This is a genomic window from Shewanella kaireitica, assembly GCF_023284045.1.
Lineage (GTDB): Bacteria > Pseudomonadota > Gammaproteobacteria > Enterobacterales > Shewanellaceae > Shewanella > Shewanella kaireitica.
The window spans coordinates 39,329-48,098 of sequence record NZ_JAKIKQ010000027.1; the positions used below are offsets into that span (position 1 = coordinate 39,329).

11 protein-coding genes are annotated in these 8,770 nt (G+C 44.8%); all 11 read left to right on the top strand.

The features are described 5' to 3' along the window. The first annotated feature begins 218 nt into the window (after positions 1–218). The 11 genes from fliD (at position 219) to L2730_RS21230 (ending at position 8,525) form a co-directional block, all read left to right on the top strand. Positions 219–1,592 (top strand): flagellar filament capping protein FliD, encoded by a 1,374-nt coding sequence (fliD, locus tag L2730_RS21180; RefSeq protein ID WP_248976400.1) that lies wholly within the window; start codon positions 219–221, stop codon positions 1,590–1,592. Positions 1,593–1,605: 13 nt separating this feature from the next. After that, positions 1,606–1,986 carry a flagellar export chaperone FliS gene (fliS, locus tag L2730_RS21185; protein WP_220739889.1) on the top strand — a complete coding sequence of 127 codons (381 nt, stop codon included), beginning with the start codon at positions 1,606–1,608 and terminating at the stop codon, positions 1,984–1,986. After that, entirely contained in the window at positions 1,955–2,278 is a 324-nt protein-coding gene (locus tag L2730_RS21190; protein WP_248976401.1) for a hypothetical protein, read from the top strand. The genes fliS and L2730_RS21190 overlap by 32 nt, the downstream gene beginning before the upstream one ends. Further along, on the top strand, positions 2,271–3,326 hold the full coding sequence (locus L2730_RS21195) for a flagellar hook-length control protein FliK (RefSeq protein ID WP_248976402.1): 1,056 nt from the start codon (positions 2,271–2,273) through the stop codon (positions 3,324–3,326). Before L2730_RS21190 ends, L2730_RS21195 begins: the two co-directional genes overlap by 8 nt. Positions 3,327–3,340: 14 nt before the next feature. Further along, the gene (locus L2730_RS21200; protein WP_248976403.1) at positions 3,341–3,796 is read left to right on the top strand and encodes a flagellar basal body-associated FliL family protein; all 456 of its coding nucleotides are present in this window, start codon (positions 3,341–3,343) and stop codon (positions 3,794–3,796) included. Between the two features lie 12 nt (positions 3,797–3,808). Further along, the gene (locus L2730_RS21205) at positions 3,809–4,531 is read left to right on the top strand and encodes an RNA polymerase sigma factor FliA (RefSeq protein WP_248976404.1); all 723 of its coding nucleotides are present in this window, start codon (positions 3,809–3,811) and stop codon (positions 4,529–4,531) included. Between the two features lie 14 nt (positions 4,532–4,545). After that, positions 4,546–5,403 (top strand): flagellar motor stator protein MotA, encoded by an 858-nt coding sequence (gene motA / locus L2730_RS21210; RefSeq protein ID WP_248976405.1) that lies wholly within the window; start codon positions 4,546–4,548, stop codon positions 5,401–5,403. Continuing rightward, positions 5,403–6,395, top strand: a complete 993-nt coding sequence (locus tag L2730_RS21215) for a flagellar motor protein MotB (RefSeq protein WP_248976406.1) — start codon at positions 5,403–5,405, stop codon at positions 6,393–6,395. Before motA ends, L2730_RS21215 begins: the two co-directional genes overlap by 1 nt. A gap of 2 nt (positions 6,396–6,397) precedes the next feature. Continuing rightward, a complete protein-coding gene (locus L2730_RS21220; protein ID WP_248976407.1) occupies positions 6,398–6,835 on the top strand; it encodes a hypothetical protein in 438 nt (145 codons plus the stop codon). Between the two features lie 36 nt (positions 6,836–6,871). Next, positions 6,872–7,159 (top strand): hypothetical protein, encoded by a 288-nt coding sequence (locus L2730_RS21225; protein WP_248976408.1) that lies wholly within the window; start codon positions 6,872–6,874, stop codon positions 7,157–7,159. A gap of 283 nt (positions 7,160–7,442) precedes the next feature. Continuing rightward, complete coding sequence (locus L2730_RS21230) at positions 7,443–8,525, top strand: hypothetical protein (protein WP_248976409.1); 1,083 nt, start codon at positions 7,443–7,445, stop codon at positions 8,523–8,525. Positions 8,526–8,770: the final 245 nt, after the last annotated feature.

Below are 8,770 nucleotides of genomic sequence, written 5' to 3' on the forward strand. Positions count from 1 at the left end.
GCTCTCTCTTCAGAACCGCCCCACTAATGTCGCCTTATTAACACTATACGATTGGCTCTTTAAAGCGATTTTAAAAGCGGAAGTATAGCTTCCCTAGTGTCACGAACAACGGAAATACATTCGCTTTCAGCACATTGAACATATTTTAAAACCTTTTAAAAACATACGATTAACCTTTGGCACAAACATTGCCATACCAGTTAGATTGGAGGAGCGTAATGATTTCAGGAATGAGTGCAGCAACATTTGCAGAGCAGCTTATATCGGCTGAGCGCATGGGCAAAGATCAACTTTTTAAAACCAGTATGACCAAGCATCAAAATCAACTTGACGCATATGACATCTTAGAAAGTAGCCTTAAAAGAATGACCAGTAAACTTGAAGCGATTAATGGGGATGCTTTTGAAAGTAAAACCTCATCGATCAGCGATGAAAGTGCCTCAATTACAGTCGATAGCGATGCACCTGCAGGCACTTACGATCTTTATGTAAAGCAGCTAGCGCAATCTCACCAACTGTCCAAAAGTTTTGCGAGTGAAACCGAGGTACTACCCACAACAGGCGTGTTGAGTATTCAAGTTGGGCCCAATGCCGCAGACACCATCGATATTGATATGGCAGCACTCAATGCTGATGGTACTCGCACCGTCGCCGACCTTAGAGATGCAATCAACAACCATGCTGACAATCCAGGAGTACAAGCTTCATTAGTCAGAACCGGCGGCCAAGTAGAGCTGATGATGACATCCAAAGAGTCAGGAGCCGTCAATAGTGTCGATGTCAAAATGGATGGTGTCGACTGGGGCATGACCGAAAGAAAAGCAGCTCAAGATGCCGAAGTCACTCTAAACGGCATTGATATAACCAGCAGTAGTAATTATTTGGGTAATGTTATTGATGGTGTGTCTATTGAGTTAAACCAGGCGCACGCTATCGGTGACAGCAGCACCATTAAAATTGAATCCGACTCCAGCTCTAGTGAACAAGCGGTAGAAGACTTTGTTGACTCTTTCAATGAGCTAATGGATCAAATCAACCAACTCACACGCTCCATGGGAAGCTCAGTTGTTGATGAAAGCAACAAAGATAAAGAGGACGATGACAAAGATAAAGAGGACGATGATGAGGATGCTCCCTCTTCAATCACAGAAGATCAGCTTGGGGTATTAAAGGGCGACTCCAGCTTAAGAATGCTGCAAAACAGTATGCGTAATAGCGTATTTGAAGCCGCGCCTAATGGCATGCGTTTATCTGACGTCGGTATCGAGATGACCCGCGACGGCAAGCTAAGTATTGATGAAGACAAACTTAGCCAAGCACTAAAGGATGATCCCGATGCTATTAAAGAGATGTTCACCGCCAGCGGCAGTTATGTCGATCGAATTGACACCATTATCGACCCATTCACTAAGTCTAGTGGCTACTTAGATCTAAAACAGAGCAACCTAGACAAACAGATCGATAGAGTCGAAGACAGCATGTCTAGACATGACTATCAAATGCAACAGCGCTATCAAATCTATCTATCCCAATTTACCGCTATGGAAAACACCATTAACCAACTTAATTCAGCCAGCGCGCTGTTTTATTAAGGAAGCCTAACAAATGTTGAATGAGCACGATCCGTTTAATGCTTACAAACAGACCTCACTCGATGCTAGAGCCGCTGCGGCAAACCCACATGAAATGGTGCGAATGCTACTAGATGGACTCTTAGAAGAGATCGAAAGAGCCAGCGGTTTTATGCAACGCCGCAGCTATGAGGACAAGGGGCAAAGTATCAATAAGTGCCTCAACATCGTTCACGGACTCGACTCAATGTTAGATCTTGAAAGCGGCGGTGAAGTCGCCGCTGGGCTCAACCGCCTGTATGACTACTGCAGCCGTCAACTCGTGACAGCCAGCGTAGAGAATAGTATCGAGGCGCTAGCGCCAATAACAAAGGTAATAACCAATGTCAGAGAAGGTTGGACCAACCTCAATTAAGCAATGGCTTTACTTTGAGAAGGCACTCCAATTTCACGCTAAAGCCGAGGACTGGCAAGCACTTGAAAAGGTGAATTCCAAGATGATTTCAGCGTTAACAGCTGCGGGAAAGCCGAGTAATAGGCAGCAGCTCCTTGCCCGTAGATCACTGGCTGCAGTCCATCAAGCAGTGGTTAAGCAGTTAGAACAAGCTAAAGCGAAACTGGCGATTGAAATGAGTCAATTTCAGCAACAACAAGATGGGCTAGCCGCTTATCAACTGACTCAATTGAGCGGAGAAGATTATGATTAGCCCCTATACAGCATTAAATAGCCCGTTAACACAGGGCAGTGCCGCAGCTTCGCCTTTAGCCACAATAAACAAGATAGATAGTGCGGCAAACGATAACCCAGAGGGGAGCGAGCATAATGATGTTCTGTCTTTTGCTATGGTTGCGGCGCAAAGTCTCAATACAGCTCACCAAACAACAGCGATGGCAAGCACCGGCACCTCAACCAATAACAGCGAAACAACGATAGTTCGATCTTTTAGCGCGGGCAGTACCGTTGCAACCAACTCGGCACTGCAACAGCAAAGCCCTGATATCAAAGCCGCTCTCAACCCTGTGGTGATGAGGCCTATTTCAAAGTCGAATGATACTCAGACAGCAGCAACTAGCACGACCAGCGTTAATGCCGGTCAAACCGCATCTTCGTTACCGCAACTATCGCAACAGAGTTATTCGTCACAGTCAGTGCAAAATGGCGGCTTAAAGTCGACCCCATCAATGATACAGAATGCATTTCAAGCCACCGCGACCACCCAGCCTGCCATCGCAGCCTTAACTCGCGATGCACTGGCTAGTGAAGCGCTAGAATCTAGCCAGCATGTCGTTGGCGGCGCCTCTAGAAATCAAGCAACCGTTGCCCAATGGGGCCCGGTTTCAGTCTCTCAAGCCGCTCCTATGATGCAGCAAGCCCAAGAGATGCTCTCTCCACTGCGTGAACAATTACGCTTTCAAATTGATCAGCAGATTAAACAGGCTGAACTTAGATTAGACCCACCTGAGCTTGGCAAGGTAGAGCTCAATATACGCTTAGACGGTGACAGACTGCATATTCAAATGCATGCCGCTAACCCCGCTGTTCGTGATGCTCTGTTAATGGGATTAGACAGGTTACGCAACGAATTAGCGATGGATCATGGCGGCCAAATTGATGTCGATATCAATCAAGAAGGTGAGCAAAAGAAACACAACCAACAACCGCATACCACAACGATTGCAGCGGCATCCCTCTCAAACACCGATAGCTCAGTTGATAGCCTTTCACAGCAAGATGAAGTCGATCTATTGGCATAACTTAGGAAACACTCATGGCATTTAGTAATTCAAATACGAAAAAAATAACAATTCTACTATTCATCACCATCTGGAGTGGCGCTGTGTTTTGGGCTGGTTGGCAATCGCCAAATATCATAGGCGGGCCATTTTCAGCCGTCGAAGATGAAGTTATCTCAGCTAAGTTTTATCCATTAGACAAGTTTGTTATCTCAGTACCTGGCGATGATTATCCCCATTATTTGTTACTCGAAATGGCCTTCAAAAGTCGCTCTAAAAATGTCGAAACCACGATCAAGCAAGCAGATCCGGTGATCCGTAATTCGCTGATGAAAATGTTCTCCAAAAAACATTTCAACGAACTCAACGACGCTCAACAGTTTGAATCATTGCAAAAAGAGGCGCATCTGTTGCTAACCAATGTGCTCGCAGAAAATGAATTCAGTATTGAGCTTGATGACGTGTTGTTCACTCGGATGGTCATTCAATAGGAGGGCTATGCTATGAACGCTGCACAAGTCGCTTACCAAACAACAGCAGAAGAACCCACGGTTAATCGCCTGTCCGAAAGCCAAGTGATGATGCAGTACCTTCCGCTAGTAAAACGCTCTGTTTCTCAACTTCGTAGCCATTGTGGATCGGTTTTGGCCATCGAAGATATGGAGCAAATAGGCATGATGGCGTTGTTAGAGTCCGCAAGGCGCTATCCAGGTGAATATGACAACGGTTTCATCTCATATGCTGGTCAGCGAATTAGAGGCGCCATACTCGACGAGTTACGTCGCCAAGATTGGCGTCCTCGACCCGTGAGGCAACAGGCCCACGAACTTAATGATACCGTTCGCAAACTCACCAAAATGCTTGAAAGAGCGCCGAGCGACAATGAAGTCGCCCAAGCTATGGGACTCAATCAAGAAGACTACCGCAAGCGTCTGCATGCCTCTCAATCAGAGTCGATGCGAAGCCTAGATGAATTGATTAGCGATGGCGGCCATTTTGAAGATAAACGAGATATATTTGAACAAATATCCGCCAAAGAAACTTTATTCCAAGCAATTTCAAAATTAAACAAAAGAGAACAGGTAATTCTGTCGCTTTACTATCAACATGAACTCAATTTAAAAGAAATAGCCGCCACGTTGGGATTAACAGAAACTCGGATCTGTCAGTTGCATAAGCAAGCAGTAAAGCAACTTCAGAAAATATACCAACAATGGGATCGGTAAGCAGGTGAGGTAGTATGAGTAAACTTTTAGGATTAGTGATCATTCTCTTTTCAGTTTTTGGTGGTTATGTTTGGGCGGGAGGAACCTTAGCCTCCCTATGGCAACCAGCTGAGATACTGATCATTTTCGGTGCAGGTGTTGGTGCACTCATTATCGCTAACCCTAAACCCGTTCTGGTAGAGATGCTTGACCAAGTAAAAGAGTTAGTCAGAGTCGAAACAGAGGATCCTGAGCTTTATCCTCAACTGTTTGGCTTGATGGGTATGTTAATGGCTCAAATCCAATCTCAAGGACTTAAAGTGCTTGATGATCATGTGGAAAAGCCGAGAGAAAGTTCTCTATTTCTAATGTATCCAACAGTGTTAGAACACCCAACAGTACTGCAATTTCTTATCGATAATTTACGTCTACAGTCTATCGGTAAACTCTCGGCCCATGATCTTGAACATATATTGGATGAAGAGATACATCGCATGGAAGAGGATTGGATGCGTCCATCACTTGCGCTAAATAAAGTGGCAGAGGCCATGCCAGGCTTTGGTATTTTGGCTGCCGTAATGGGGATCATCATCACCATGTCCAATATTGATGGGCCGATCACTATGATAGGCGTCAAAGTTGCCGCAGCACTCGTTGGCACCTTTATCGGTATTTTTGCCTGTTACTGTATTTTTGATCCCCTTTCAAAAGCGCTAGAGCATCTCGTAGAAAGAAAATCTGCACAGTTAAGATGTGTTGCAGCGATGCTAACCTCTTTCGCTAAAGGTAAACCACCAATGCTGGCAATTGACGCTGGCCGTAAACAGATACAAAGCGAAAACCGACCTACGTTTATCGAACTAGAACGCTGGATGGTGGAGCAGCAAAGCTAATGGCTACTCGTCCTGAACCTATCGTAATTCGGCGTAAAAAGAGAACCAAAGCAAAGCCAGGTCATGGTGGCGCTTGGAAAGTCGCTTTTGCCGATTTTACCCTCGCAATGATGGCGCTTTTCATGGTGTTATGGATTATGCAAATTGCAGATCAGCAAGAGCGAACCATGATCGTGCAATATCTAAAAGGGGATCTCTATTCTACTGGCTCAATAAACCCATTTGACTTGAGCCGCTCGCCGTCACTGATCGACTTTCAAGGAAATATAGCCATCCAGCAAGCCGTTCTGCCCGCGACATCAACGGGTGTCGATCGTAGCGGGCCAGCAATGCATAACCATATTCCTTTAGGCAAAGATAATGTTAAAGCCGGTATTGGCCCCGAACTAAACTCATTGGTGCCAGGTAAATTCGAGACTCAGGCTCAACTTGAATTCCTAGCTAGAGAAATAGAGCAAGTCATTACCGACGTCAGCATGAATGCTAATGTTGAACTGCAAGTTGTCCCCCAAGGCGTGCGCATACTCATGCACGACAACATCAACCAATTTATGTTTACCCGTGGCAGTTCAGATATGAAGCCTTACTTTGAAGATCTGCTCATGGCATTAGGACCGATACTTGGCAAAGTCGAAAACAAAATGAGCATTTCCGGTCATACAGACTCTAGCCCATACGCAGGGAAGACATTTACTAACTGGGAGCTATCAAGCAAGCGAGCGTTGCTAGCTCGACGTGTATTGGAGTATTCAGGCGTACAACGTAACCAAGTCATTCAAGTCACAGGAATGGCAGATCAAGCACCCTATATTGCTGACGATCCTGCAGCAGCAGCCAATAGAAGAATAGAGATGCTCGTGATGACCTCAGCTGCAGAAACTCAAATAAGACAGATGATGGGCATATCAAGCGAGCAGCCGCAATCCAATGAAGAGCTAAATAGTGCAAAGAATATCGCTGAAGCCAATAAACCTAGAATGAGATATCGCTAGTCATGAACGATCCCATAATACAGCATGGTGAGTTCATACCAGCCACTCAACAGGAACAGCAATCAACACCAAACATTGATAGCCGGCAACATACTAGGCACTCGTTACGAGAAGACACAGACAAGAGCATAGTGTTTGCCTGTGACGGGGTAACCGTTTCCTTATACAAGTCTACTTGGCGCAGCAATAAAACTATTGGTATTGCCAATATTAAGGATATTGGCTTAGGTGGCATAGGATTTATAAGTCGCTGCAAGCTAAAGCCTAAGCAGCAAGTATCAATAGCCGTCGATGATGAATTGATACCCATCATAATAATGCGAGTGCATAGCATTAACGAAAAGCTCAATTTTATTGGCGCCAGATGGGCCATAGAAGATCAACAAAAGAGCTTGAGCATTATTCGTAAAGTAAAACTTTTAAGTGAAAAATCAGTGTAATACAGAATGAGTATCGTCGACAGTAGGGAGATAGTAATGGCTTCATCATATGAGCGAAAAGGCCCGGATGGTCTACAAAAGCTCTTTCTGTACCTGATACTACTCGATTGGTTTATCCTATTGTATTTAACCACTGAACTTAAAGATATGCCCTTTAAGCAAGGCGTTGCCGCCTCTATCATGGTGACATTGTTTAATTTCCTTTTAGTCAATCTGTGCTTTAAGCGTGCACGCAGATCGAGCGACAGCTACCTCATTTACCCTGTCATTGGAGGCGCTCTGCTGTCTTTCTTACTGCTAGCCTACTTCTTTTTTTTCAATTGATAGCACTCAGTAAATAGCTGCAGCTCCTCGGCCCTTGCACGTCTAGTAAAGCATTGAAGTAACTGCAGCTACTGAGGTTGACTTCCCCTGTGAACCTCAATAACACCGCTCAATCAAAAAAGCTTGTGGCTCTCGTCATATCCCGCAAATATCTCCGCAAAAGATGATGAATAATTAGCAGTTTCAAAGCATTGCTGCCAGTAAAGGGGTTGAGTTAAGATTTCAAGCTGAGCCGCCAGCAGGCTGGCAACCCTAATTCGTATGATTTAAAGAGGTCATTATTATGTCACATGAGCCGTTAACTCAGCAGCAGCGCGAGTTTATGTTAAGCAAGGTGTCTGAGCCTGTGATTGCCATTGCTAAACAGGTGAATTTTGCTGAACGCTATTATGCTCTGCTTGAGCAGTTTCCAAAGCTGCCCGGGGATTTTAATCCTAATGTTGCGCTAGAGAACAAAATCGATTTAGTGACCGCTTTTGCTTACCCTATTCGTTATTACAAGGGGGAGGGCGGCTATTTTATGCTCAATGAAAAAAAATTCGCCTATCCGCATATGCGGCTGATGATTGAGATGTGCCAATGGGTTGCCTTTAGGTTTAATCTATGGCGCGATGACACTCGCATTGGTGGCGGCAGTTACCAGCAGCTGGCGGTGGCTGAGCGTTTATCGAGAGGGGAGGATATTTGTTGGGATGACTGGCGCGTGCAGCAAAAACCATGGTGTTACAGCGAAGCGCAGTTACAAACGGTATTAACCGAACTTTTTTCACTGTTTGACGATCTGTGTCAAGCCATGCCCGAGCCGCCAGGTTTCCCGCAAAAATCATTTACTCAGTTGGATTGTAAGGTTTTATTAACACAAATCCCTGAACCTGTAACCACCATTGCCAAGCAGGTGAACTTCTCTGAGCGCTATTCAGCGCTACTTCAGCAATTTCCTAAATTACCCGGTAAATCTAGCGCTAAAGTATCACTAGAAAAACAAATAGAGTTAGTCTCAGGCTTTCCGTATCCAATTGACTACAACCCCAACTTTGGAGGGAGTTTTACTCTGTATCGCGAGGATTTCGAATATTCACATATGCACATTAAATTTGAAATCAAGCAAAAGGTTACATTCTGGTTTAATTTATTTCGAGATAATAATGACCACTCCTGGGTTGGTGGCGGTAATTTTCATGAGCTTTCGGCCGCACAGCGATTATCTAGCGGGGGATCTATGAGCTGGGAAGAACGAAATGTTGTTCAGCAGCCATATTGTTATAACGAAACACAGCTGCAAATGGTACTAACTGAGCTTTTTTCACTTTTTGAAGATATGTGCCAAGCCATGCCAAAGCCACCAAAGCCTCAAATAACCCACTAACATGCCATTAGCGATAACGCCTCAATCACAAATCGTAGGCCCAGCTAATGACCTACTCATACATGGGCATATCGGCCACACACTGTCTTTAAAGTCCTAAGCGCTATAGCAAAATGATTAATTGACTCAATTTACAGACGTAAAAAAGCCCGCTATATAATAGCGGGCTTTGATACTAAATAGGCGCCTGGAAATGACCTACTCTCACATGGGGAAACCCCACACTACCATCGGCGATACTGTGT

Excerpts from the sequence above, each read along its gene's own strand:
- L2730_RS21195 (WP_248976402.1), top strand. The coding sequence starts at position 2,271 with ATGATTAGCCCCTATACAGCATTAAATAGCCCGTTAACACAGGGCAGT.
- fliD (WP_248976400.1), top strand. The coding sequence starts at position 219 with ATGATTTCAGGAATGAGTGCAGCAACATTTGCAGAGCAGCTTATATCG.
- L2730_RS21225 (WP_248976408.1), top strand. The coding sequence starts at position 6,872 with ATGGCTTCATCATATGAGCGAAAAGGCCCGGATGGTCTACAAAAGCTC.
- L2730_RS21220 (WP_248976407.1), top strand. The coding sequence starts at position 6,398 with ATGAACGATCCCATAATACAGCATGGTGAGTTCATACCAGCCACTCAA.
- L2730_RS21205 (WP_248976404.1), top strand. The coding sequence starts at position 3,809 with ATGAACGCTGCACAAGTCGCTTACCAAACAACAGCAGAAGAACCCACG.
- L2730_RS21200 (WP_248976403.1), top strand. The coding sequence starts at position 3,341 with ATGGCATTTAGTAATTCAAATACGAAAAAAATAACAATTCTACTATTC.
- L2730_RS21215 (WP_248976406.1), top strand. The coding sequence starts at position 5,403 with ATGGCTACTCGTCCTGAACCTATCGTAATTCGGCGTAAAAAGAGAACC.
- L2730_RS21230 (WP_248976409.1), top strand. The coding sequence starts at position 7,443 with ATGTCACATGAGCCGTTAACTCAGCAGCAGCGCGAGTTTATGTTAAGC.
- motA (WP_248976405.1), top strand. The coding sequence starts at position 4,546 with ATGAGTAAACTTTTAGGATTAGTGATCATTCTCTTTTCAGTTTTTGGT.
- fliS (WP_220739889.1), top strand. The coding sequence starts at position 1,606 with ATGTTGAATGAGCACGATCCGTTTAATGCTTACAAACAGACCTCACTC.
- L2730_RS21190 (WP_248976401.1), top strand. The coding sequence starts at position 1,955 with ATGTCAGAGAAGGTTGGACCAACCTCAATTAAGCAATGGCTTTACTTT.